Annotated in this window: 21 protein-coding genes; 11 read left to right on the forward strand and 10 right to left on the reverse strand. The window is 66.5% G+C overall.

Features of this window, described 5'->3' with window-relative positions; translation table 11 throughout:
* Nucleotides 1–9 precede the first annotated feature (9 nt).
* Complete coding sequence (locus AC1MEY_RS04225) at nucleotides 10–135, reverse strand: hypothetical protein (protein WP_480229477.1); 126 nt, start codon at nucleotides 133–135, stop codon at nucleotides 10–12.
* Nucleotides 136–400: 265 nt separating this feature from the next.
* Here AC1MEY_RS04225 and AC1MEY_RS04230 point away from each other — a divergent pair, with 265 nt between their 5' ends.
* Nucleotides 401–1,318, forward strand: a complete 918-nt coding sequence (locus AC1MEY_RS04230) for an ABC transporter substrate-binding protein (protein WP_480231292.1) — start codon at nucleotides 401–403, stop codon at nucleotides 1,316–1,318.
* Between the two features lies 1 nt (nucleotide 1,319).
* On the opposite strand, the gene AC1MEY_RS04235 is transcribed toward AC1MEY_RS04230, so the two are convergent.
* Genes AC1MEY_RS04235 through AC1MEY_RS04250 form a run of 4 tightly spaced genes read right to left on the reverse strand, consistent with a single transcriptional unit; the run spans nucleotide 1,320 to nucleotide 5,055 of the window.
* Nucleotides 1,320–2,126, reverse strand: a complete 807-nt coding sequence (locus AC1MEY_RS04235) for an ABC transporter ATP-binding protein (RefSeq protein WP_480229478.1) — start codon at nucleotides 2,124–2,126, stop codon at nucleotides 1,320–1,322.
* Entirely contained in the window at nucleotides 2,123–3,178 is a 1,056-nt protein-coding gene (locus AC1MEY_RS04240; protein ID WP_480229479.1) for a FecCD family ABC transporter permease, read from the reverse strand. The genes AC1MEY_RS04235 and AC1MEY_RS04240 overlap by 4 nt, the downstream gene beginning before the upstream one ends.
* Nucleotides 3,175–4,218, reverse strand: a complete 1,044-nt coding sequence (locus AC1MEY_RS04245; RefSeq protein ID WP_480229480.1) for a FecCD family ABC transporter permease — start codon at nucleotides 4,216–4,218, stop codon at nucleotides 3,175–3,177. The genes AC1MEY_RS04240 and AC1MEY_RS04245 overlap by 4 nt, the downstream gene beginning before the upstream one ends.
* Nucleotides 4,219–4,221: 3 nt before the next feature.
* The gene (locus AC1MEY_RS04250; protein ID WP_480229481.1) at nucleotides 4,222–5,055 is read right to left on the reverse strand and encodes a siderophore-interacting protein; all 834 of its coding nucleotides are present in this window, start codon (nucleotides 5,053–5,055) and stop codon (nucleotides 4,222–4,224) included.
* A gap of 24 nt (nucleotides 5,056–5,079) precedes the next feature.
* Here AC1MEY_RS04250 and mbtM point away from each other — a divergent pair, with 24 nt between their 5' ends.
* The gene (gene mbtM / locus AC1MEY_RS04255; protein WP_480229482.1) at nucleotides 5,080–6,657 is read left to right on the forward strand and encodes a long-chain-fatty acid--ACP ligase MbtM; all 1,578 of its coding nucleotides are present in this window, start codon (nucleotides 5,080–5,082) and stop codon (nucleotides 6,655–6,657) included.
* 299 nt (nucleotides 6,658–6,956) lie between these two features.
* On the opposite strand, the gene AC1MEY_RS04260 is transcribed toward mbtM, so the two are convergent.
* From AC1MEY_RS04260 to AC1MEY_RS04270, 3 genes are all read right to left on the reverse strand, one after another.
* Nucleotides 6,957–7,748, reverse strand: coding sequence for a universal stress protein (locus tag AC1MEY_RS04260; RefSeq protein WP_480229483.1), 792 nt, complete (start codon nucleotides 7,746–7,748; stop codon nucleotides 6,957–6,959).
* Nucleotides 7,749–7,915: 167 nt separating this feature from the next.
* Nucleotides 7,916–8,518 (reverse strand): hypothetical protein, encoded by a 603-nt coding sequence (locus AC1MEY_RS04265; protein ID WP_480229484.1) that lies wholly within the window; start codon nucleotides 8,516–8,518, stop codon nucleotides 7,916–7,918.
* A gap of 186 nt (nucleotides 8,519–8,704) precedes the next feature.
* Entirely contained in the window at nucleotides 8,705–9,577 is an 873-nt protein-coding gene (locus tag AC1MEY_RS04270) for a GAF and ANTAR domain-containing protein (protein ID WP_480229485.1), read from the reverse strand.
* 329 nt (nucleotides 9,578–9,906) lie between these two features.
* On the opposite strand from AC1MEY_RS04270, the gene AC1MEY_RS04275 reads away from it, so the two are divergent.
* Nucleotides 9,907–10,761 carry a slipin family protein gene (locus AC1MEY_RS04275; protein WP_480231293.1) on the forward strand — a complete coding sequence of 285 codons (855 nt, stop codon included), beginning with the start codon at nucleotides 9,907–9,909 and terminating at the stop codon, nucleotides 10,759–10,761.
* 89 nt (nucleotides 10,762–10,850) lie between these two features.
* A complete protein-coding gene (locus AC1MEY_RS04280) occupies nucleotides 10,851–11,078 on the forward strand; it encodes a hypothetical protein (RefSeq protein WP_480229486.1) in 228 nt (75 codons plus the stop codon).
* Nucleotides 11,079–11,221: 143 nt separating this feature from the next.
* Here AC1MEY_RS04280 and AC1MEY_RS04285 read toward each other — a convergent pair whose 3' ends face one another.
* Together AC1MEY_RS04285 and AC1MEY_RS04290 are read right to left on the reverse strand one after the other, a co-directional pair.
* Nucleotides 11,222–12,628 carry an APC family permease gene (locus AC1MEY_RS04285; RefSeq protein WP_480229487.1) on the reverse strand — a complete coding sequence of 469 codons (1,407 nt, stop codon included), beginning with the start codon at nucleotides 12,626–12,628 and terminating at the stop codon, nucleotides 11,222–11,224.
* A gap of 66 nt (nucleotides 12,629–12,694) precedes the next feature.
* Nucleotides 12,695–13,591 carry a universal stress protein gene (locus tag AC1MEY_RS04290; RefSeq protein WP_480229488.1) on the reverse strand — a complete coding sequence of 299 codons (897 nt, stop codon included), beginning with the start codon at nucleotides 13,589–13,591 and terminating at the stop codon, nucleotides 12,695–12,697.
* A gap of 553 nt (nucleotides 13,592–14,144) precedes the next feature.
* Here AC1MEY_RS04290 and AC1MEY_RS04295 point away from each other — a divergent pair.
* From AC1MEY_RS04295 to arcC, 7 genes are all read left to right on the forward strand, one after another.
* Nucleotides 14,145–16,007 (forward strand): propionyl-CoA synthetase, encoded by a 1,863-nt coding sequence (locus AC1MEY_RS04295; RefSeq protein ID WP_480229489.1) that lies wholly within the window; start codon nucleotides 14,145–14,147, stop codon nucleotides 16,005–16,007.
* A gap of 135 nt (nucleotides 16,008–16,142) precedes the next feature.
* Nucleotides 16,143–16,742: an acetate uptake transporter gene (locus AC1MEY_RS04300; protein WP_480229490.1), complete on the forward strand. Its 600-nt coding sequence runs from the start codon at nucleotides 16,143–16,145 to the stop codon at nucleotides 16,740–16,742.
* A gap of 46 nt (nucleotides 16,743–16,788) precedes the next feature.
* Nucleotides 16,789–18,744 (forward strand): acetate--CoA ligase, encoded by a 1,956-nt coding sequence (acs, locus tag AC1MEY_RS04305; protein ID WP_480229491.1) that lies wholly within the window; start codon nucleotides 16,789–16,791, stop codon nucleotides 18,742–18,744.
* A 160-nt stretch (nucleotides 18,745–18,904) separates the two neighbouring features.
* On the forward strand, nucleotides 18,905–20,383 hold the full coding sequence (gene arcD, locus AC1MEY_RS04310; RefSeq protein WP_480229492.1) for an arginine-ornithine antiporter: 1,479 nt from the start codon (nucleotides 18,905–18,907) through the stop codon (nucleotides 20,381–20,383).
* A complete protein-coding gene (locus tag AC1MEY_RS04315; protein WP_480229493.1) occupies nucleotides 20,380–21,639 on the forward strand; it encodes an arginine deiminase in 1,260 nt (419 codons plus the stop codon). The genes arcD and AC1MEY_RS04315 overlap by 4 nt, the downstream gene beginning before the upstream one ends.
* Nucleotides 21,640–21,662: 23 nt before the next feature.
* Nucleotides 21,663–22,667 carry an ornithine carbamoyltransferase gene (locus tag AC1MEY_RS04320; protein ID WP_480229494.1) on the forward strand — a complete coding sequence of 335 codons (1,005 nt, stop codon included), beginning with the start codon at nucleotides 21,663–21,665 and terminating at the stop codon, nucleotides 22,665–22,667.
* Between the two features lie 5 nt (nucleotides 22,668–22,672).
* A complete protein-coding gene (arcC, locus tag AC1MEY_RS04325; protein WP_480229495.1) occupies nucleotides 22,673–23,602 on the forward strand; it encodes a carbamate kinase in 930 nt (309 codons plus the stop codon).
* The last annotated feature ends 4 nt before the right edge of the window (nucleotides 23,603–23,606 follow it).

Here is a 23,606-nt window from a genome sequence, read left to right on the forward strand (position 1 = left end):
GGCGGGTGTTCAGTCCGTCGGGTCGGCGATCTCCACGTCGACGTGCTCGACGGTGAGCGTGGAGTCGGCGCGGGTCTCCGGGCCGAATGCCAGGAACGCCGCGAGTGCGGCCACGCCGAAGACGACCTTGATCATGGTGCAAACCCCCTGGTACCGGGTCGGGACCCCCCGGTCGCCGACCTCTCGCGCCGACGCTAGCGCACGAGGATCCGTCCGAGAGGGCCTTTCACGGGATGACGTGAGGACCCGGCGTGGGTTAAGTGAGGCTAAGTTAACCTGGGCTGAGCTTGGTCGGGTCCGGCCGGACGATGGGGAGGGGAACGTGCGCGTGACGTCGACATCGAAGGGGTGGCGCCGCATCGTCACGTCGTGTGCGGCCGTGGTGATCACGGCGGGCGCGCTGGTGGCGTGTGGTTCGTCGTCGCAGCCGGACGCCGGGTCGTCGCAGGCGCAGACCGTCACGATCGCCCACAAGTTCGGCGAGACGAAGGTGCCGGTCGATCCGAAGCGCGTCGTCACGGTGGGATGGACCGATCAGGACTTCGTCCTGCCCTTCGGCGTCGTGCCCGTGAGCACCCGGGAGTTCTCGGAGAACTACGACGACCTGCCCTGGGTGACGGCGGCGACCGACGGCAAGGGGCTGCCGACCTGGGGGTCGGACGAGATCGACTTCGAGGCGATCGCCGCGCAGCAGCCCGACGTCATCTTCGCGATCTACGAGACGATCGACCAGGAGACCTACGACAGGTTGTCCCAGATCGCCCCGACGGTGATCCAGTCGGCCGACTACGCGGACGAGGAGACGCCGTGGGACGTGCAACTGCTGACGACGGGCACCGCTCTCGGCAAGGAGTCGGAGGCCAAGGACATCGTCGGCGAGGTCCAGGGTCGCATCGACGAGGCCAAGCGGAACAACCCCGACTTCGCGGGCAAGACCCTCGTCGTCGACTTCGGGCCGGAGAGCGGCGGCCACTACCTGCTCGGTGAGAAGGACCCGCGCCGTGCGCTCTTCACGTCACTGGGGTTCGCCACCCAGGACGTGGTGGGCGACGTCAGCGAGGAGAAGCTCGGCCTGCTCGACCGCGACGTGTTGTTCGTCAACGGCGCCACCAAGGACCAGATGTGCGGGTCTCCCGCCTTCTCCCGCCTCGGCGTCGTGCGCGACGATCGCACGCTGTACACGTCGTTCGACTCCACGCTCAGCGACGCGCTGACCTACGGCGGCCCGGACTCGCTCCGGTACGCACTCGACGTGCTCGTGCCGCAGCTCGGCAACGCACTGAACGGCCGGCCGGTGGCCGACCTCTCGAACTCCTGACCTACCTCCGCGCGGTCAGATGCGGTGAGGCGCGCGGCACGATCAGCGGGGTACCGGTCTGGGGATCGTCGATGATCTGGCACCTCAGGCCGTAGACGGATTCGACCAGGTCTTCGGTGACCACCGTCGTCGGATCACCCTGGGCGACAACGTCACCCGACTTCATCACGATCACGTGGTCGGCGTAGCGGCAGGCGTGGTTCAGGTCGTGCAGTACGGCCACCACCGTACGGTCCCGCTCGCGGTTGAGCATCGCGAACAGGTCGAGCAGCTCGACCTGGTGGGCGATGTCGAGGTAGGTCGTCGGTTCGTCGAGCAGGACGAGCGGGGTCTGCTGCGCGAGGACGACGGCGACCCAGACGCGTTGTCGCTGACCGCCCGACAATTCGTCGACGAGGCGGCCCGCGAGGTCGGTCACCCCGACGAAGCGCATCGCCTCGGCGACGGCGTCGGAATCGTCCCTCGACCACTGTCGCAGCACCTTCTGGTGCGGGAACCGCCCACGGGACACCAGGTCGGCGACGCTGATGCCCTCGGGTGCGATCGAGGTCTGGGGGAGTAGGCCGAGGCGGCGGGCGACCTCCTTGGTGTGCAGCGTACCGATGTCGCGGCCGTCCAGGATCACCTGTCCCGCAGATGGTTTGAGCAATCGGGCCAGGCCGCGCAGCAGCGTCGACTTGCCGCATGCGTTGGGTCCGACGATGGCGGTGATCCTGCCGTCGGGGACGTCGACGGAGAGATCCGCGATGACCGCCTGATCGTCGTAGCCGATGGCGAGGTGGTCGGCGCGCAGCCGGGAGTCGGTCATCGTTTCCTCGATTGCGAGATGAGCAGGTAGACGAGGTACATCCCGCCCAGCGACACGGTGACCGCGCCGACCGGCAGTTCACTGCCCCCGAAGAGTCGCTGCGCCAGCAGGTCACTCACGAGCAGCAGCACCGCGCCCATCGCGGCCGACGGGACGAGGCCGACGCCGGGGCTCGCCGTCAGCCGCCGTGCGATCTGGGGTGCGGCCAGCGCGACGAAGGTGATCGGGCCGGCCGCGGCGCAGGCCAGCGCGACCAACCCGACGCCGATCACCAGGTACCCCAGCCGCGCCCGGTCGGGGTGCACGCCCAGCGCCCCGGCGGCGTCGTCACCCAGCTGCAGCACCGGCAGCAGCGGGCCCAGCGCGAGCAGCAGCACCGTCGCCACCCCCAGGCACACCGTCATCGGGAGGACCTGCGCCCAACTCAGACCGTTGAGCGTGCCCTGCTGCCAGATGGCCGCGGTGACCGCGGTGTGGACGTCGAGCTTGATGACCACCCACTGATTGACCGAGTTGAGGACGGCGCCGACGGCGATGCCGACGACGATGAGACGGAAGCCGGCGATGCCGTTGCGGTAGGACAGCGCGTAGACGACGACCGAGGCGATCAGACCACCGGCGAGTGCGCCCGCCGCCACCGCGTAGTACCCGCCTCCCACGCCCGCGATCACGACGAGCGCACCGGTGTAGGCACCCGAGTTGATGCCGATGATGTCGGGGCTGCCCAAAGCATTTCGCGTGAGGGCCTGGAAGATCGCCCCGGATACGCCGAGGGCGGCGCCGATGAGCAGCGCCATCAGCATCCGCGGCATGCGCCACTCCATGACGACCACCCGATCGAACGAGGTGTTGGTGCCGAGGAGCACCCCGAGGACGTCGCCGGGTGCGACGGTGTAGGTGCCACCGCCGATGGCGAGTACGGCGACCACGACGGCGACGACGAGCAGCCCCGCGACGACGAGGATGGCGCGCCACGACGCCCGGGCCGACAGCCCACCGACCCGGACCACGCACTGCCGCCTGCTGAAGTCGACGGGAGTGGGCGCGCTCATGACCGGTCCGCCCCGCGCTTGCGGATCAGCCAGATGAGGACGGGTGCGCCGATGAACGCCGTGACGATGCCCGCGGGCAGCTCGGACGGCCGGATCACCAGCCGTCCGGCGATGTCGGCGGCCAGCAGCAGGGCGGGGGCGAAGACGGTGGCGTAGGCCAGGATCCAGCGCCAGTCCGGACCGGTGAAGCGGCGCACCGCGTGCGGCACCATCAACCCGACGAAGCCGATCGGGCCCGCGCCGGCGGTCGCCGCGCCCGCCAGCAGGGTGACCGCGACCAGGCTGATCGCCTGCGTGCGGGCGACGTTCCCGCCCATGCTCTTCGCCAGGTCGTCGCCCAGGGCCGTCACGTTGAGGGAGCGGCCCACCACGAGGCACAGGATCGCGCCCATCAGGATGAACGGCGCGATCGCCCCGGCCACCTCGAGGGACCGCTCGTCGAGCGCACCCGCGTCCCAGAACCGCATGTCGTCGAACGCCCGCGGGTTGCGCAGTCGCACCGCGAAGCCGATGCCGTCCATCACCGCGCCGACGGCGACGCCAGCCAGCAGCACCCGGACCGGCGTCACCATGGCCCGGCCGGTCATGCCGACGAGGTAGACGAGCACCATCGCGAACAGTGCGCCTGCGAAGGCAAACCAGATGTAGGTCCAGATCCCGGTGAGTCCCAGGAATGCGATCGCGCACACCACGAACAGCGCTGCGCCGGAGTTGATCCCGAGGATCTCGGAGTCGGCGAGCGGGTTGCGTCCCACCGCCTGGATGAGGGTGCCCGACAGTCCCAGCGCGACTCCGACGAGCAGTGCGAGCACGGTCCGCGGGATGCGCAGGTCGTGCACGATCCACTGGTCGCCCACGTCGCGGTAGTCCGTGACCGCCTGCCAGACGGTGGTGAGCGGCACCGTCTCGGTGCCGAGCGCGAGGCTGGCCACGCATGCCAGCGCCAGCAGGACTGCGCCGACGAGCAGGCCGGTGATCCGCCCCCGCCCGGTCGGGTGGCGGGGGGTGGCGTGCGGTGGGGCGGGGGCGCGGATCGCCACGGCCTAGAGGCCGGCTCGCTCGAGAGCCTCGTCGAACTCCTCGGAGGCCACCTTGTCGCCCTTGCCGTCGGCGAGCGCGCGGGTGTACACGGCGACCACCTCGTCCTCCACGGCGGCGAACCGGGCGTCCCAACTCTCGCTGTCGAAGCGCCAGTAGCCGGTGACGTCGAGCTGGTCGACCGTCCAGCCGAGCCCGCGGAAGTGCTTGCGCACCGCGCGCGACTCCGCGGCCTCGCCGGCGAACCAGCAGTAGCCGCGTCCGTCGGGGAGCGCCAGCCCGGTGACGAGTTCGGCCAGCCGGCTCGGGGCGTGCCCGTTGCCGGTGCCGACGCTGGGCACGACGGTGACGCCGGGGTGCCGGGGCAGGTAGTCGAGATCGGCGGCGTCGGCCACCTCGACGACGGCAACGGCCGTCGCATCGGTCGGCAACTCCTCGACGATCCGGGCCGTGGCGGGCAGTCCGGACAGGTCCGTCACCAGGAGTTGCCACGCGCTGCCGGGCGTCGGCCGGTGCCACGACCGGGCGTGGTCGAGGCCCACCCGGTCGCCGGAGCGCGCGGCGGCGGCCCACGACGTCCCGGGGCCTCGGGCGTGCAGGACGACGTCGAGGTCGACGTGATCGTCCCGGTGGCGACGTACCGAGTAGTTGCGCCCCTCGCCCGAGGGGTCGACGACGAGCGATCCGTCCGGCCCGGTGGTGGGGAAGTAGACGCCGACGGCGGAGTCCCCGGCGACCCGGACGTCGAGGAGGTCGGGCTCGTCGACGTGGAGCGTGATGCGACGGATCCGCGGACCGATCATCGCCGTGTCGATCACGGTGGCCATCGAGAAGGACATTGATCTTAGGCTACCCTAACGACGGTGAACCCTCTCGCGGCGGCGCTCACCGACGCCCTCGGTGGTAGTGCCAACCACCTCGTCGTCCTGACCGACGGTGCGTGGCAGCACCATCCGTGGCCGGAGGTGCTCGCCCGCGCCCAGAACGTCGCGGAGCGACTGCTCGACGACGGTGTCACCGGCGTGGGACTGGTCGGAGAGCCGACCGTCGAGTTCGTCGCCGCCATCGTGGGCACGTTCCTCGCGGGCTCCGCGCTGTCGATCCTGCCGGGCCCGATCCGGGGCGCCGACGCGCAGCAGTGGGCGCACGCCACGCTGGCGCGCTTCGACGGCATCGGCATCCAGCGCGTGTTCAGCAACGGGGCATACCTGGAGAAGCTGTCGGTCGTCGACGCACGGCCGCCGGTGGCCGCGTTGACCGGCGTCGCCTCCGCGCAGCGCGCCACGACGTTCACCGCCCCGCCGGTCGACGCGGCCGTCGCCATCCTGCAGGGCACCGCCGGATCGACCGGGAGCCCGCGCACCGTGCGGCTCTCGCCGGCGGCGGTGCTCGCCAACCTCACGGGGTTGAACTCCCGCATCGGCGTCGGTACGTCCACCGTCGGATGCTCCTGGTTGCCGCTGTATCACGACATGGGTCTGAGCTTCCTGCTGTCGGGGGCCGTCGGCGGCACCGACGTCTGGCAGGCGCCGACCGCGGCGTTCCAGGCGTCGCCGTTCCGCTGGCTGAACTGGCTGACCGAGAGTCGCGCCACCATCACCGCGGCGCCGAACATGGCCTACGGGCTGATCGGCAAGTACTCCCGTCGCGTCACCGACGTCGACCTCGGCGCGCTGGTTTTCGCGCTCAACGGCGGCGAACCCGTGGACTGCGAGCTGACCGAACGATTCGCCAGCGAGATGGCGCGCTTCGGCTTCTCCGCGGGCGCTCTGGCACCGTCCTACGGTCTGGCCGAGTCGACGTGCGCGGTCACCGTGCCCCGACCCGGAACCGGTCTGCTGGTCGACGAGGCCGTGGTGCACACCGAGGACGGCATCACCACGCGTCGGCAGGCGGTGCTCGGCGAGGCCATCGCCGGCACCAGTGTGCGCATCGAACCCACCGACGCCGTCACCTCGGGCGACCGCGAGCGAGAGATCGGCGAGGTGTGGATTCGCGGCACCTCGATGATGTCCGGCTACGTCGGCGATACTGCGCGCGATCCCGACTCGTGGTTCGCCACCGGCGATCTCGGATATCTCGTCGACGGTGGGCTGGTGGTGTGCGGACGCGCGAAGGAGATCATCACCATCGCCGGACGCAACGTCTTCCCCGCCGAGGTCGAGCGCGTCGCCGCGACCGTCCCCGGCGTCCGGGAGGGTGCCGTGGTCGCCGTCGGGATCGGTGAACGCTCCATCCGCCCCGGGCTCGCCGTGGTGGCGGAATTCCGCGGGCCCGACGAGGACGGCGCGCGCGTCGCCCTCACCTCGCGGGTGGCCTCCGAGTGCGGCGTGGTGCCCGCGCACGTGACGTTCGTCCGACCCGGATCGCTACCCCGCACGTCGTCGGGGAAGCTGCGCCGGCTCGAGGTCCGGCGCAGCCTGGAGAACGCCCAGCCCTGACGCCCCTAGGCACGCTTGCATTTCCGCGAGCTGCTCAGCACGTTGGATCGAGAAGGACGGGGACGTCGGCACCCTCGGTCCAGTCAGCACCGTGCCCTCGCGTTCTTCGGGACAGACTGCACGATTCTCGAGCAAGGACAGGGTGCGCGCGCCGCTCGACGTTGCTGCCGGTTGGATGCTCGTGCTCTCGGGTGGCGGTCCCCGATGACTACTGAGGTGCAAGGTCATGGGTGGGTCCACGCGCTGGAAGACGGGGAGATTCCCGTGGTGCCGTCTTCTATCACGACTTCGGACACTGTTCAGATATCGGCGCCATCGTCGCAAACGAATAGCATCGAAATATCCGGATATCCGAGAATGGGATGGCAGTTTGGGGTCGCCGAGCCGGCGAGGCAGGCAGCCTCGGCGTGGCCGACGACGGCCAACTGGGCTCGATCCCGATGACCCGACTGATTCTCGTCCCGGCCGGTCCCGGCGGCGACGACTTCGACGTGGACGTCGGGAAATCGGCGAACCCAGCTGCTGAGCCGGCGGTCGACCTGGCGGACGGTAGCGCGGCGGAGCCGCCCTTCTCTCATTGCTTGGTGCACGATGGCGTCGTTGCCCGGCTCGTCATCGAGAACGACGCTGATGATTCCCCCGAACGAGGGCACACCGTTGCCGCCGGCACGAATGATGGCGACGCTGCACTGTGCCTCCTGAGCCAGTCTGGTGGCGGTGCCGCCGAGTGCGGTGCCGATGCGGTGGGAACTGCCCAAGCAGAGCATGGACGCCGTCGAACTTTCCTGCAGCAGCACTTGTAACTTCGGGCCGGACCGAATCACCTCGTTCACCTCGACGGTCACGGCCTGGCTGTCGACCGCGCCACGGGCGCGTCGCATGGCGACCTCAGCTCGGCACCTGTGGTGTTCGCCGTCGATCACCGAGATCAGGCGTAGGGGTACGCCACGGTCTTGGGCCTCGGCGACGGCCCACGCCGTTGCTCCTCGCGCGGCGGACGAATCGTCCACGCAGACGACGACCGGTTTCGATGAGGAGACAAACGCGACGTGCTGTTCGACGCCTGAGTTGAGGGTCGAGGAAACGTTCATGGCGGTTCCCGGTGTTGCGGTCACCGAAGCGTTCGGCCGTGAGCGTTTGCTCTGTGAGGGTGGCGGCGGACGGCTGCCCTCTGCCGAACTCGTTGAAGGCTCAACAGCCCGAACGCTACACCTCGTCAGATGAGGCTGCAGCGACGCGAATCGAGCGATATCCGGTGTCAGTGCACTTCGATGTAGCCGTCGTCGTCGCTCGGTGGGATCTCGGCGAGAGTTCGTAGGGCGGCCGCATATCGGTCGGATTGGATGTAGGCGGCGCGGGCGTCGAGTTCCCCGTCGGCTTGTTGCGGGGTGTAGCCGCGGCCCATGAGAACACCGATGGCCTGATTGATCGCTGATGCCTGGTGCAGCTCTTCTCCCGAGCGTGGCCCCGAGAAGGATGTGATGTGCTGGTCGAGCACGAAGTCGCCCAGGGGGCGCGTGGTAAGCCACGCCAGGTCCGCTGCGAGGTCGACGAACGCCCCCGGTGACCCTGCGTACAGAATGATCGCCACCGTCGACGTGGCCCGCGGTTCCGCGAGTCCCGGCAGGGCCATGTGCAGAGAGGTGCCAATAGGGCTGCTACTGGTGTCGTCGGTCAAGGTGGTAATGGTGAAAGCCGGGTCACTATGCGGCACAACAACAGTCAATCCACGATAGCTCGATACAGCTGCTGCCGCGTGGATGGTCAACAGGTCGAGGCTTTCTGCGATATCGACTTCTGGGTCATCTAGCGCGTCGCTCAGGACGGTCAGAGCGACGGCCATCGCCGCGGGCACGGTCATGAGGTAAGCGCTCCGCTGAGCGCTCCCGAGCGCCGATCGAGCCTTCCGAGGCCGGGCAGGGCGAGTCGCCTTGCACGGTGGAGACCGAGGACATGGGTCAGGACCCGTATCCGAAACTGATGTCTCCGCTTCCGACGGTACGCGGAATGCACGGCTCGCTCACAACCCCAGCCGAGCGGATGGGGTTCAGGTCGGGTTGTGGCGGGCGCGGGCTCGGCGGACGGCTTCGTCGACGATCCGCTGCGCCACGTCCGACAGCTTGCGATGCTCGGCTTGGCTCATGGCCCGTAGCTGAGCGAACGCCTCCTCGGCGCTGCGGCCACTGCGTCCACGAAGCAGTCCGATTGCCTGGTCGATCACCGGGCGCGTGGACAACGCCGTCTGAAGTTGGGAGGCCAGCGTCATCGCCTGGGAAAGAACGTGCGCGTTGTGCACCGCTACCGCCGCGGGCCTGGCGAACAGTTCACCAAGCTCGGCGGCGTGCCCGTCGAAGACGTCCTTGCCATGCGCGTACACGTTGATTGCGCCTACCACCTGGTCAGAAAGCATCAATGGGAGTGACAGTGCGCTGTGCACCCCCATCCTGCCGACACGGGGACCGAACCGCGGCCACATGCTTTCCCCGCCCAGGGAGCCAGAACGCACCGTCCGACGCTCTCGGGCCGCAGTGATGCAAGGCCCCTCCTGCAGGGTGACGTACTGGATGTGGTCGATTTCTTTGACGAATGGTGCGCTGGCTGCCAGCGCCGCGACGATGTTGTCGATTCGGTCCAACTGCAGCAGGGTCACGCCTGCGCCATCGGCGCCCGGGATAGCCCGCACTGCGAAGGTCGCCACCTCTCCGAGCAACTCGGGTAGTCCGAGAGTGCCGGCTACCAAGCCCGCCAAATTCTCGAGCCCAGCACGAAGGTCAGCGGCGTCATCCCGGTCGGAGGTCGGCGGTACGAAGGGGACGCCTTTGGCGCCCTCGGTGGAATCCGTCATCCGTTGCCGCCTGCACTCGATGAACTCCCGCTCAGGGTCCAGCCGTGGTTGGAGAAAGAGCGACGACAGATCCATGCAGCCCAGCGGCCACGAGGTGGATCGTCACGCCAAGCGTACCGCCGGCCCGACCACGAAACTCGATGCGGCGACTGCAGTCGTCGATCGGTGAAGCCGAGCTGACCGGGTGTTGGCTTTCGCAAACGTGAATCGTCTGGTGCAGGGGCGTCGGTCGGCTTGGGAACGGGGCCGGACGCGATCAGGTGTAACGTCGGAGGCGCTGAGAATCTCAGCTGGTTCGGGATGAGTTCGGCTGTCCGCCGCCGAGCTCCGGGAGCATCTGCTCCGAGGCCCCCCACATGTCGGTGATCGCCTGCCTCCAGGATCGCCATGACAGCTTCCCGAATATGAGTTCCCTCCCAGTCGCTGGCCTCGTTCTCCTCATCCTGGGTCTCTTGCTGGTTGCTATGTCGGTTCGGATCGTCAGACAGTACGAAGACGGTGTGCTCTTCCGGCTTGGCCGGGTGATCGGTGAACGCAAACCCGGTTTGCGCTTGATCATCCCCTTCGCTGATGTGCTGCAACGGATCTCGTTACGGATCGTGACGGTGCCCATTCAGTCCCAGGGGATCATCACACGTGACAACGTCAGTGTCGACGTCTCTGCGGTGGCCTACTTCAAGGTCGTCGACGCCGTGAAGTCCGTCGTGGCGATCGAGAACGTCGGTGCCGCGATCGACCAGATTACCCAAACCACGTTGCGAAAGGTGGTCGGTCAGCACACGCTCGACGAAACGCTCTCGGAGACCGACACGATCAACCGTGACATCCGGGCGATCCTCGACGTCACCACCGTCGAATGGGGGGTGCAGGTCACCCTGGTGGAACTCAAGGACATCCAACTGCCTGAGACCATGAAGCGGGCGATGGCCCGCCAGGCCGAGGCGGAGCGGGAGAAGCGCGCGAAGATCATTGCCGCCGAGGGCGAATCTCTGGCCGCTGCGGCGTTGGGTGATGCCTCGGACACCATGATGGCTCACCCGTTGGCGCTGCAGCTACGAAACCTTCAGACACTGGTCGAACTCGGTGTCGACAAGAACACGACCGTCGTGTTCCCGGCTCCGTTGATGTCGACCATCGCCGAACTTGGAGCCTTCCTGGCTCGGGCATCCGGCGCCGCCGTTCAACCGGAGCCGCAGCCGCCCATCGCAGTACCCGCAGCGGCGTCGAACGGATCTCCCGCCGAGGGGAGTCGGCCATGATGATTGCCGCACTGGTGATTCTGGTGCTCGTGTGAAGGAGCTACCGGGTGCTGTGCCGCAGCGTGCGGTTGTCTCAAGGTACGGAGATCGTGGCAACGCCCGAGCGCAGCACCACCCAGGAAACGACGTCTCCGGGAATCGAAGAAGCCCCCGATCAGTGGCGGGTCGGCCGAAGCACCTGGACGGCGATGGACGATCTCCAGCTCACCAGATTGCTGGTGGACGCGACACAGACGGCGGCGGACGCGACCGACAACGGCGTTACCGGGTGGAGCGCGAGGACGTGCCATGCCCATCGTCGCGGCGAAGTCGAGTAGCAAGACGTTGGAACCTTCACTGCTGTAGCGGATGCACGTGTACTGGCGCTCTTGCGAAGTTCTTCCGTGGGGTCACAGGCTCGTTGTAGCGGATCGTACGACTGCGGCAAGGGCGACGTCGGTCGCAGAGACTGGCGGGACGATCATATGTGGATCGTTTTCAGCGGCGGCGGCGACGCGACGCCCGCAGATGACAACTCCACTGGCTCGCCGACCTCGCCGAGACGTTGCCGCCGGGCGTTCAAGAAGGCGTATAGAACGAGGCCGGTCAGGATGACGGCGAGACCCTGATACACCACTTGGTATCCGGCGGCGAATGTCACCCACATCGAGAAGACGACACCCGTTCCGGCGACCGCGAGGTCGCGTGTCAGGGACCAGCCTTGAACCCGACGGCGCCGAGAGACCAGGTAGGTGAGTTGGGCAAGGGCCGAGAAGAAGTACGCGATGGCGACGGTCATGACCGTGAGGTTGACCAGATACGTGAAGACGGTAAGGCCTGATCCGGACATATACCGCCACAGCATGAGCAACGAGGGCAGGGCGGTTCCGACCACTATGCCGAACCACGCCGTGCCGTTGCGATCGGTCCAGCTGAATGGTCGGGGGAACAGGCCATCCTCTGCAATGGCCCGTGATGTCTCCGTCACGATGAGGGTCCACCCGTTCAACGCACCGATTCCCGAGATGACTGCGATCGCCGCGATGAACGTTCCTGCCCAGGCACTTCCGGGGAAGATCGCCTTGAAGGCGTCGACGAACGGTGCGCCAGTGTCGGCGAGCGTGTCGTGGGGCACCAGACCCATTACGGCTGCCGTGACCAACACGTACAACAATGCGCTCGCGCCGGTTCCGATCATTGACGCACGGCCGACGTTGACACGCGGGTTCACCACCCTCTTGGCCGTGATCGACGCCGCCTCGACCCCGATGAACGAGAACAACGCAACGCCGGCCGCGATCCCGATGCCGGTGTAGACGCTGCCACCGGAGGCATTGAACGGGCCGAAGTTCCCGGTGTCGACGAACAACCACCCGATGACACCGACGAAGAGGAGCGGAAGGAATTTCAGGACCACGGTGACGTTCTGGAACCATGCCATCTGGCGAACCCCGATTAAGTTCACGATCGCCGGAACCCACAGACCTACCACGGCTAAAGCCCAGTGCGTCATCCCACTCGGATCGTCGAGGCCAAGGAGGGCGTCGACGTAGAAGACCCAGGATGCCACGATGGCGGCGTTGCCAGCCCAGGACGAGACCCAGTAACTCCAGCCCACGAGGTAGCCGGCCGGATCTCCGAACTCGTGTCGGGCGTACGCGTAGAGGCCGCCGTCACCGTTCGGCACCCGCGCGGTCAACTGGCCGAACAGCACTGCGAGAAGCGTTGCGCCCACGGCGACTACGATCAGTACGAGAATGCCCATCGTACCCGCGCCGGCGAGGACCGCAGGCATCGTGAAGACGCCCGTACCCACGACGCTTCCGACCACGAGTCCGGTGGATGAGGTCAGTCCTAGAGCGCCGGCCTTCTGCTGGTCGCGCGGCAACGGGGGCAGTGTCCCGCCGGCTTCTTGATGTAACGAACTCTGCGGATTCACATGAATCGTCTCCCGTTAAGTCGAGAGTGCAATGAGATCGTCCGGAATGGTCGATGCCGTTGTCAGGGGCCTCAACGCAGAGGCGTTCACGGGCCAAAGCTGCTGTGACGACCGGCTCCTGCGGCCAGGATCCACGACGATCACCGAGTAAGGGGCCCGGGAGAACGCAGAGGGACCAACGAACCGGATGGCCGCATCGCCGCTTACCGTGTCGACGATCGCCAGAATGACGCTTCGACCGGTCCGGGTGAGGAACTCCGCGAGACGCGTGTGACCGATGACGGGGTGGACCTGCACGTCAGAAAAGCGACCTGTTAACAGGGTAATTCGCCGCTCCAAGTGGTCGTCGCAGGCATTTCCCCGAGTAGCTGGCCATACCCGTACAACCTGTAACGAAGCTGACCGTAACCGGGCTTCGTTCATTGCCACTCGCAGGACGGCGTCTGCAGTGTTCGGGTCGCCCACGACTGCTGCGATGCAACGGGACGTCCCACTCCGAACGTCCGGGGTGCGGATTACGGCGGCCGAGCAGTGCGCCGACGATGCGATCGCGTCGGCCACCGAGCCGAGTGACTTCCCGTGCGGGTAGTCGACGCCGGACGATCCGACGCACATCATCGCCGAATGGCGAGATTGTTCCAGCAGAACGGCGATGATGTCTCCACGTAGGACGACCGTGTCACACTGGATGCGCCGTCGTCCGACGTCGACGACTGCACGCGCTGCGCTCAAGGACAATTCGGCATACTCACTCTCGAGACGCTTGGCTTCCGATCCTGGCTCGATGACATGGATGAGACGCAACGGCAAACACCGGCTGACTGCCTCGTCGACCGCCCACTCGGCGGCGTGAAGCGCCGAATCCGAACCGTCGATGCCGACGACGACCGTGGCCGGTGATTCCTGGTGCATTCTGTGCTCCAACGTCGAGATTCCATGGTTGAGCGCCCTAGTCGTTCTCACGTTATTGACTGCGAGCTCACTACGTAGGGGCACTAAGGCCCTTCTTGGACGCCGGGGGACACTCACACGCGGCGGGATCCAAGCGGCCGCCATTTCGCTGAGGTCGTCGTGACGTTCGGCCGACTGCCCCAACCGCCGATCGGCGGCCGGCTGTCGTGCAACGACGGTGCACGGCATGGCAGTCGTACGGCAGACCGATTGGAGAACCTCTTTTCTTGAAGCTTCATCGACCACGAGGGACGCCGATGGAGTCGAGAGGCCCTTCTTCCCACCCGCGCTCCTGTTCGCGCGCGTGGCGTGAGGCAGACCCGGTGACCTTTTAGTGCCAAGGGAGGGTCTAAAGCCTCCGGTGCTTCTGCGGTTATTTGTCTACATTTCAATGGATCCCAGCGACGGCAAGGTTGCCCATCAAGGCGAGGACGACGAAGTGGACGCCAGTACAGCTCACCCCGGACAGTCGTCGACGTGCAGCAGCGATGCCGGAGGTGCGTACCGAAGCGCCATGGCGTCGAGCATCGACGACCCCGTGACGTTCTGGGAGCGCGCCGCCGAGGAGGTGTCCTGGTTGGTCGAGCCGACACGTGTGCTCGACGACTCCAGTCCACCGTTCTACCGCTGGTTCGCGGGCGGGGAGCTGAACACCTGCGCGAACGCGCTCGATCGTCATGTTGCCTCCGGCCGCGCTACGCAGCCGGCCCTCATGTACGACTCCCCGGTCACGGGTAGCCAGCGCACCTACAGCTATGGCGAACTCCTCGACGAGACAGCTCGGTTCGCCGGAGTGCTCCGCGGACTGGGCGTCGGCAAGGGTGACCGGGTCGTCGTGTACATGCCGATGATTCCGGAGGCCGTGATCGCGATGCTGGCGTGTGCCCGGCTGGGTGCCGTGCACTCGGTGGTGTTCGGTGGCTTCGCCCCGCACGAACTGGCCATCAGGATCGACGATGCCCGCCCCAAGGTCGTGGTGTCGGCATCCTGCGGGATCGAGCCGTCCCGCGTCGTGGAGTACAAGCCGATGCTCGACGCGGCGATGGACGCCGCGGAGCATCCACCGCACCACTGCGTCATCGTGCAGCGGGACCGGCTGCGGTGCGAGCTGACCGCGGGACGTGACCTCGACTGGCACCTGCTGATGGTCGATGCGGTTCCCGTCGGACCCGTACCCGTTGCGGCAACCGACCCCCTGTACGTCCTCTACACCTCCGGCACGACGGGTAAGCCCAAGGGCGTCGTGCGCGACAACGGCGGTCACGCGGTGGCGTTGCTGTGGAGCATGCGGTACATCTACGACGTCGGTCCTAGCGACGTGTTCTGGGCCGCGTCAGACGTCGGCTGGGTCGTCGGCCACTCCTACATTGTCTATGCGCCGCTCTTGGCGGGGGCGACGACGGTGCTCTACGAGGGCAAGCCGGTCGGGACGCCGGATCCGGGTGCGTTCTGGCGGGTGGTCTCCGAACACGATGTCAAGGTTCTGTTCACCGCGCCGACGGCAATTCGGGCGATCCGCAAGGAGGACCCGACCGGTGCCTGTCTCGCCGAACACGACATGTCCACTTTGAAGTACCTGTTCCTTGCCGGGGAACGGCTGGATCCCGATACGTACCGGTGGGCGTCGGAGAAGCTCGGCATTCCCGTGGTCGATCACTGGTGGCAGACCGAGACGGGCTGGGCGATCGCCGCCAACCCGATGGGTCTGGAACCCCTGGCGTTCAAGGCGGGATCCCCGACCGTGCCCATGCCGGGCTACGACGTCCGGGTCCTCCGTGAAGACGGGTCGGTCTGCGATTCCGGCGAGGAGGGCGTCATCTGCCTCAAACTCCCCATGCCACCCGGCACGCTCGCGACCCTGTGGAACGACGATCTGCAGTTCACCGCCTCCTATCTCACCGAGCATCCCGGGTATTACCTCACCGGCGATGGCGGATACCTCGACGACGAGGGATACCTGTTCGTGATGGGCAGGATCGACGACGTCATAAACGTTGCGGGGCATCGTATGTCGACGGGAGAACTGGAGGCCGTGCTGGGGGCGCATCCCGCGGTCGCAGAGTGTGCCGTGATCGGTGTCGCCGACGAGATCAAGGGACAAGTGCCACGGGGTCTGGTCGTACTGAAGGCCGGCGCGTCGGCAGACGGGGTCGCGGCGGAGCTCGTCGCTGCCGTGCGCAACGAGATCGGCGCCGTCGCGTGCTTCAAAATGGTCGACGTGGTCGCCGCCCTGCCCAAGACGCGATCGGGCAAGATCCTGCGAAAGGCCATGCGCGGCATCGCACATGGTAAGGACGATCCAGTTCCCTCGACCATCGAGGATCCGGCCTCACTGCACGCCCTGCGCCCGATTCTTCGTCCGCAGATACCAGCCTGATCAATCAGGAAACCATTCATCCGCAAGCGCACGAAGGAAGTAGACATGACTGTCATCGAAGATCAACCCGGCCCAACGAGCGCGACACACGAGTTGCTCCCCGACATCGGCGACCCAACGGCTGGCTCGGTCGCAATGTCCCGGGAGCTGGCATCCGAGCAGGTCCGGATGATCGCGGATCCGGCACCGTTGGGTCTCGCTGCCTTCGCCCTGACCACCTTCTTACTCAGCCTGGTCAACGCGGGCGTCATGCCCAAGGACACCGAACCGGTCGTGCTTGGTGTCGCCCTGGCCTTCGGCGGGATCGCCCAACTACTCGCCGGGATGTGGGAATTCCGCAAGGGCAACGTCTTCGGGGCCACGGTGTTCTCGTCGTATGGCGCCTTCTGGCTGTCGTTCTGGGCGTACATCGCCTTCTATGCCCAGGACGTTCCGGTTGAGCACCATGGGATCGCGGCCGGTTGGTACCTGATCGGCTGGGCCATCTTCACCAGCCTCATGCTGATCGCCGCCATGCGAACGACCGTCGTGCTTGCGGTGCTCTTCGCCGTACTGGACGTGACGTTCGTGCTGCTCGGGCTGGGCGCGCTCTTCGGCAGCGCCGGCCTGACGGTGGCTGGTGGAGTGCTCGGCCTCGTCACCGCCGCACTGGCCTGGTACCTCTGCGTCGCCGCAGTGGCTGCCTCGACGTTCGGACGGCCGCTCCTACCCAACCCGCCCCTGTTCCGACCGTGATAACAGCCCGGTACGTCCCATACCTCCATGATTAGGAGAGATTCTCATGACCCTGACGCCCACCGAAGTCCCGTCGACGTATCCGCCCTCACCGGAGTTCGCCGAGAACGCCAACGCGACCGCCGAGCTGTACCGCGAGGCAGAGGAAGACCGGCTGGCGTTCTGGGCTAAGCAAGCAAACAGGCTGTCGTGGGAGACGCCGTTCGACGAGGTGCTCGACTGGTCGCAGGCGCCGTTCGCGAAGTGGTTCGTGGGCGGAAGATTGAACGTTGCGTACAACTGCGTGGACCGTCACGTCGAGGCCGGCAACGGTGATCGGGTGGCCATCCGGTGGGTGGGCGAACCGGTGGGCGAGAGCCGCGACCTGACGTACTCCGATCTGTTGGCCGAGGTGTCACGGGCCGCCAACGCGCTCACCGACCTCGGGGTGGTCGCGGGTGACCGGGTCGCCATCTACATGCCGATGATCCCCGAGGCCATAGTGGCGATGCTGGCATGCGCGCGGCTCGGGGCCATGCACTCGGTGGTGTTCGCCGGTTACTCGGCCCCCGCGCTGCGAGTACGGATCGACGATGCGAAGGCCAAACTCGTCATCACCACCGACGGGCAGTACCGCCGCGGCAAGGCGGTGTCGCTGAAGGAGTCCGTCGACGAGGCGGTCAAGGGGTCCGCCAGCGTCGAGCACGTTCTAGTGGTTCGTCGCACCGGCATCGACGTCTCGTGGACCGACAGCCACGATCTGTGGTGGCACGACACCGTCGGGAACGCGTCACCCACGCACGCCCCAGAGGCCTTCGACGCCGAGCAGCCGTTGTTCCTGCTGTACACCTCGGGAACCACCGGCGCCCCGAAGGGCATCGTGCACACCTCGGGCGGCTACCTCACCCAGTCGTCGTACACCCATTTCAACGTGTTCGACGTCAAGCCGGAAAGCGACGTGTACTGGTGCACCGCTGACATCGGCTGGATCACCGGGCACACCTACACCGTCTATGGGCCGCTATCCAATGGCGTGACCCAGGTGGTCTACGAGGGCACCCCCATGTCTCCGGACGAGCACCGGCATTTCGACATCATCGAAAAGCACGGCGTCTCGGTCTATTACACGGCGCCCACGTTGATTCGCACATTCATGAAGTGGGGGCGCGAGATTCCCGACGCCCATGACCTGTCCAGCCTGCGGTTGTTGGGCACCGTCGGCGAGAACATCAACCCCGAGGCGTGGCGGTGGTACAGGGACGCGATCGGCGCCAATCGAACCCCGATCGTCGACACCTGGTGGCAGACCGAGACCGGAGCGGCGATGATCTCGCCCCTGCCCGGGGTTACCGCGACGAAACCGGGTTCGGCGATGACACCGCTACCCGGTATCTCGGCGCGCGTCGTCGACGACCACGGCAATCTGGTCGAGCCAAGCCCCGAACTAGGTGAGCACGCGTCCGGTTACCTGGTGCTCGACAAGCCGTGGCCATCGATGCTGCGTGGCATCTGGGGGGATCCGGAACGGTACAGGCAGACCTACTGGTCCCGGTTCGCCGAACAGGGCTGGTACTTCGCCGGCGACGGCGCACGCTACGACCTGGACGGCAACATCTGGTTACTGGGCCGCGTCGACGACGTGATGAACGTGTCCGGGCATCGAATCTCCACCGCCGAGGTGGAGTCCGCCCTGGTCGGGCACTCAGGCGTGGCAGAGGCTGCCGTCGTCGGCGCCACCGACGACACCACGGGGCAGGCGATCGTGGCGTTCGTCATCCTGATGAGCCACCACGGCGACACCCCGCGCGAGCAGATGATCGACGAGCTACGGGCCGAGGTGGCACGCGAGATCTCACCGATCGCGCGGCCGCGGGAAATCCACGTGGTGCCGGAGTTGCCCAAGACCCGCAGCGGCAAGATCATGCGGCGACTGTTGCGTGACGTCGCCGAAGGCCGTGAACTGGGCGATACGTCGACCCTGCTGGACCCCAGTGAGTTCGAGGCGATCAGGGCCAGTGAGTAGCACCTCGGCCGAGGGGCACTGGACCTGGCATGGAATGCGAGGAATGTCGGGGACGTACGCACCCGGATCGAGGACTAAAGCCTCCTCACCCCTGCGGACCGCGCCCATAGCGTGAACGTGCGCGGTCCAAACGCGCTTCACGACAAGAGATGGGACTGCGATGTCCAATACCCTGATTTCTCCGCCACCGGCGACCCGCCCGACAGGCCGCAAAGCCCGACTCGGGTTGGCGTCGCTGACCGCGATCGTCGTCGGGTCGATGATCGGCAGCGGGATCTTCGCCTTGCCCTCACAGATGGCTGGCAGCGCGGCTCCCGGCCCCCTTTTCATCGGCTGGGTGATCACCGGTATCGGCATGCTGACGTTGGCGTTCGTCTTCCAAACCCTGGCGACACGCAAGCCCGACGTCGATGGTGGCGTCTACGGTTATGCCCGAGCGGGTTTCGGCAACTACATCGGGTTCACGTCTGCCTTCGGCTACTGGGTGTCGGCCTGGGTCGGCAATGTGGCCTACCTCGTCCTGTTGTTCTCGACGCTGGGCTACTTCTTTCCCGCATTCTCCGGCGGCGCAACGGTTCCCGCGATCATCGGCGCCTCAGTCGTACTATGGGTGGTGCACGCGATGGCCCTTCGTGGCGTTCAGACCGCCGCCGTCGTCAACGTCGTGGTGACCATCGCCAAGGTGGTGCCCATCCTGGTATTCATCGCCGTCGCCGCGGTTGGCTTCAAGGCAGGACTGTTCACCGCCGACTTCTGGGGCAAGGCCGTGCAGATCGACGGAGCATCGCTCGGCGACACGATGACTCAGGTCAAGGCCATGATGCTGGTCACCGTCTGGGTGTTCATCGGCATCGAGGGTGCGTCGGTGTACTCGCAGCGCGCCGCCAGACGCAAGGACGTCGGCCGGGCCACCGTACTCGGCTTCGTCGGGGTGCTGGCGCTGCTGCTCATGGTCAACCTGGTGTCGTATGGCCTGATGACGCAGGCGACGCTCGCCGGGGTGCCCGATCCCTCGATGGCCGGCGTGCTGGAGAGCGAGGTCGGCAGCTGGGGTGCCGCATTCATCTCGATCGGACTGGTCGTCTCCCTGCTCGGCGCCCTGATCGCGTGGGTGATGCTGTGCGTGGAGATCCTGCGTCTGCCCGCCCTCGAACACGTCATGCCCAAGGCGCTCGCCCAGGAGAACTCCCACGGCGCTCCCGCGAATGCGTTGTGGCTGACCAATATCTGCGTCCAGGCCCTACTGCTGTGGACGCTCGCCAACTCGAGCACCTACACCAACCTGGTCTACCTGGCGACCTCGTTGATCCTGCTGCCCTACCTATGGTCAGCGGCCTACCAGGTGCTGCTGGCGGTGCGCGGTGAGACCTACGAGTCGGGCCACGGACGCACCCGAGACCTCGCCATCGGCGTCGTCGCCCTGGGCTATGCGGTGTGGCTGGTGTACGCCGGTGGCTGGCAGTACCTCCTCGTCGCCGCGGTGTTCTACCTCGTCGGTACCGGGCTCTACGTCTGGGCCCGCCGGGAGAGTCACCTGACCGCATTCACCAGGCCAGAGTTGGCCGTGTTCTCCGGCGTGGTGTTGACGTCGGTGCTGGCCGTCGTGCTGATGACGACCGGGAACCTGGCCGTCCTGTGAACGCCACCAATGCCCGGCTCGGCGTCTGGTCCGAGGATGGCAAGTTGCGACGGGTCATGGTGTGCGCTCCCGGCCTGGCCCACCAACGGCTCACCCCCGACAACTGCCACGACCTACTGTTCGACGACGTCATCTGGCTGCAGCAGGCGCGCCGCGACCACTTCGACTTCGTCGCCAAGATGGTCGACCGCGGGGTCGAGGTCCTCGAGCTTCAAGATCTGCTCGCCGACGTCGTGGCGAAACCCGACTCTCGCGAGTGGCTACTGGACCGCACGGTGACCGACGATCTGGTCGGCCCGGGACTCACGCACGAGATCCGGGAATGGCTGACCGAGCGGTCTCCGGATCGGTTGGCGGAGTTGCTCATCGGTGGCGTTGCCTACCAAGACGTGGTCGACGAAGTCGACAGCAGCTTCTTGACACTGCTCAACTCATTGGACCCCGCGGGGTTCGTCATCCGACCGTTGCCCAACACGCAGTTCATGCGCGACAACTCCGCGTGGATCTTCGGCGGCGTCACCCTCAACCCCATGTACTGGCCGGCCCGGCGTCAAGAAACCTTGCTCGCCACTGCCGTCTACAAGTTTCATCCCGCCTTCGCCGACGAGAAGTACGACGTGTGGCTGGGCAACACCGACGGGTCGCCCGCCGACCACGGCATGGCCACCCTCGAAGGCGGCGACGTGATGCCGATCGGCAAGGGACTCGTCGTCATCGGGATGGGGGAGCGGTCGTCGCATCAGGCGATCACCCAGGTGGCGCGCAACCTGTTCGCCGCCGGCGCGGCCGAACGGGTCATCGTCGCCCGCCTGCCGAAGACCCGCGCCGCGATGCACCTCGACACCGTGTTCACCTTCTGCGACCGCGACCTGGTGACGGCGTTCGCCCCGGTGGTCGACGGCATCGTGCCGATCAGCCTGCGCCCAGACGACAGGTCGGCGTCCGGTCTGGACGTCCGCCGCGAACCCAAGGGCCTGATCGACACGATCGGGGAGGCGGTCGGAGTGGCGTTCCGGGTCGTCACGACGGCCGGCGACGTGTACGGAGTTCAGCGCGAGCAGTGGGACGACGGCAACAACGTCGTCGCGCTCGAACCCGGTGTCGTCATCGGCTACGACCGCAACACCCTGACCAACACCGCGCTGCGCAAGGCGGGCGTGGAGGTCGTGACCATCGACGCCAGCGAATTGGGCCGCGGCCGTGGCGGCGGCCGATGCATGACCTGCCCCATCCTGCGCGACCCGCTCTACACCTGACCCCACCCGAAGGAAGGCCAGACATGGCATCCAACAACCGAAACCGCAGTCTGCTCAGCCTGGTCCACCACAGCGAGCAAGACCTGCTCGATCTGCTTCAACTGTCCCGAGAACTCAAGCACGCGAAATACTCCGGCGTCGGTCGTCCCCGCCTGACGGGAAAGAACATCGCCCTGATCTTCGAGAAGACGTCCACTCGCACCCGCTGCGCGTTCGAGGTGGCGGCGTACGACGAAGGCGCCCACGTCACGTTCATCGATCCCACTTCCTCGCAGATCGGTCACAAGGAGTCGATGAAGGACACCGCCCGGGTGCTCGGCCGGATGTATGACGCGATCGAGTACCGTGGCAGCGCCCAGCAGACGGTCGACGAGTTGGCCGAGTACGCGGGGGTGCCGGTGTTCAACGGGCTTACCGACGAATTCCACCCGACGCAGATGCTCGCCGACGTGCTGACCATGACCGAGCATTGTTCAAAACCCTTGATCGACATCTCGTTTGCGTTCGTCGGCGATGGCCGCAACAACGTCGGGAACTCACTACTGTTGGTGGCGGCCAAGCTGGGCATGGACGTGCGGATCGGTGCACCTCAAGAGCTGTGGCCGAGCGAAGACCACCTGACGATGTGTCGTGGCTTCGCAAAGGACTCAGGGGCAAGAATCACTGTCACTGACGACCCACACAAAGCGGTCAGCGGTGTCGACTTCGTCTACACCGACGTGTGGGTGTCGATGGGCGAGCCGATGGAGACCTGGGGTGACCGGATTGAAGTAATGCTGCCCTTCCAGGTCAACCGTGAGCTGATGGCTGCCGCAGGAAGCCCACGAGTGAAGTTCATGCACTGCCTGCCCGCCTACCACAATTCCGAGACCGAGGTTGGCGCACAGATCGCCGCGCAGTACCCCTTCTTGGCCAACGGAGTCGAAGTCACCGAGGACGTGTTCGAGAGTCCGGCGAACATCGCCTTCGAACAGGCCGAGAACCGTATGCACACCATCAAGGCGGTCCTCGTGGCCGCGCTCGGCTGACCCGCGTGCGGATCGTGATCGCGTTGGGCGGCAACGCGCTTCTGCGGCGTGGGCAACCCATGACCGCTGACAATCAGCGGGCCAACATCCGGGTGGCTGCCGAGGCGATCGCAGCCGTGGTCCCCGGGAACGAAATCGTCGTCGCCCACGGCAACGGCCCTCAGGTGGGATTGCTCGCACTCCAGGCCGCGGCGTACCACGAGGTGGCGCCCTATCCGCTGGACGTGCTCGGCGCCCAGACCGAGGCGATGATCGGATACGTCATCGAACAGGAACTGGGCAACCTGCTACCGGCTGAGCAGTCGATCGCCACCGTGTTGACGATGGTCGAAGTCGATCCTGACGACCCGGCATTCAGCAACCCCACCAAACCGATAGGGCCGTTCTACGACCGCGAGACGGCCGAATGCCTCACCTCCGCGAACGGGTGGACGTTCGCTGTCGAGGGAGACGAACTTCGGCGCGTTGTCGCCAGCCCAAAACCCAAGCGCATCGTCGAGATCGGACCCATCCGTGCTTTGGTCGAGCAGGGCACGATCGTCATCTGCGCCGGTGGCGGCGGTATTCCCACGATGTACGACGAATTAGGCACGTTGCACGGCGTCGAAGCCGTCATCGACAAGGATCACGCTTCGGCGCTGCTTGCCTTACTGCTGGAAGCCGACCTGCTCATCATCGCCACCGATGTCGACGGTGTCTACACCGACTGGGGGACGACGCGACAGGCCAGGCTGGGGGTCGTCACGCCGAACGATCTCGCCGGATTGATCCTGCCCGCCGGCTCCATGGGCCCCAAAGTCGAGGCTGCACAGCATTTCGTGCGCCTGACCGGCCATGACGCCGTGATCGGATCGCTCGATGACATCGCTCGAATAGTCGGTGGCACTGCAGGTACGCGGATACGCACGCACGCAATGATGTCGGCGCACTCCTGACCGT

It is taken from the genome of Mycobacterium sp. PTI7, from assembly GCF_056679845.1.

Coding starts and splice junctions, on each gene's coding strand:
- AC1MEY_RS04225 (WP_480229477.1), bottom strand. CDS start 135: ATGATCAAGGTCGTCTTCGGCGTGGCCGCACTCGCGGCGTTCCTGGCA.
- AC1MEY_RS04235 (WP_480229478.1), bottom strand. CDS start 2,126: ATGACCGACTCCCGGCTGCGCGCCGACCACCTCGCCATCGGCTACGAC.
- AC1MEY_RS04240 (WP_480229479.1), bottom strand. CDS start 3,178: ATGAGCGCGCCCACTCCCGTCGACTTCAGCAGGCGGCAGTGCGTGGTC.
- AC1MEY_RS04250 (WP_480229481.1), bottom strand. CDS start 5,055: ATGTCCTTCTCGATGGCCACCGTGATCGACACGGCGATGATCGGTCCG.
- AC1MEY_RS04260 (WP_480229483.1), bottom strand. CDS start 7,748: ATGAACGTTTCCTCGACCCTCAACTCAGGCGTCGAACAGCACGTCGCG.
- AC1MEY_RS04265 (WP_480229484.1), bottom strand. CDS start 8,518: ATGACCGTGCCCGCGGCGATGGCCGTCGCTCTGACCGTCCTGAGCGAC.
- AC1MEY_RS04270 (WP_480229485.1), bottom strand. CDS start 9,577: ATGGATCTGTCGTCGCTCTTTCTCCAACCACGGCTGGACCCTGAGCGG.
- AC1MEY_RS04275 (WP_480231293.1), top strand. CDS start 9,907: ATGAGTTCCCTCCCAGTCGCTGGCCTCGTTCTCCTCATCCTGGGTCTC.
- AC1MEY_RS04290 (WP_480229488.1), bottom strand. CDS start 13,591: ATGCACCAGGAATCACCGGCCACGGTCGTCGTCGGCATCGACGGTTCG.
- AC1MEY_RS04295 (WP_480229489.1), top strand. CDS start 14,145: ATGGCGTCGAGCATCGACGACCCCGTGACGTTCTGGGAGCGCGCCGCC.
- AC1MEY_RS04300 (WP_480229490.1), top strand. CDS start 16,143: ATGTCCCGGGAGCTGGCATCCGAGCAGGTCCGGATGATCGCGGATCCG.
- acs (WP_480229491.1), top strand. CDS start 16,789: ATGACCCTGACGCCCACCGAAGTCCCGTCGACGTATCCGCCCTCACCG.
- arcD (WP_480229492.1), top strand. CDS start 18,905: ATGTCCAATACCCTGATTTCTCCGCCACCGGCGACCCGCCCGACAGGC.
- AC1MEY_RS04320 (WP_480229494.1), top strand. CDS start 21,663: ATGGCATCCAACAACCGAAACCGCAGTCTGCTCAGCCTGGTCCACCAC.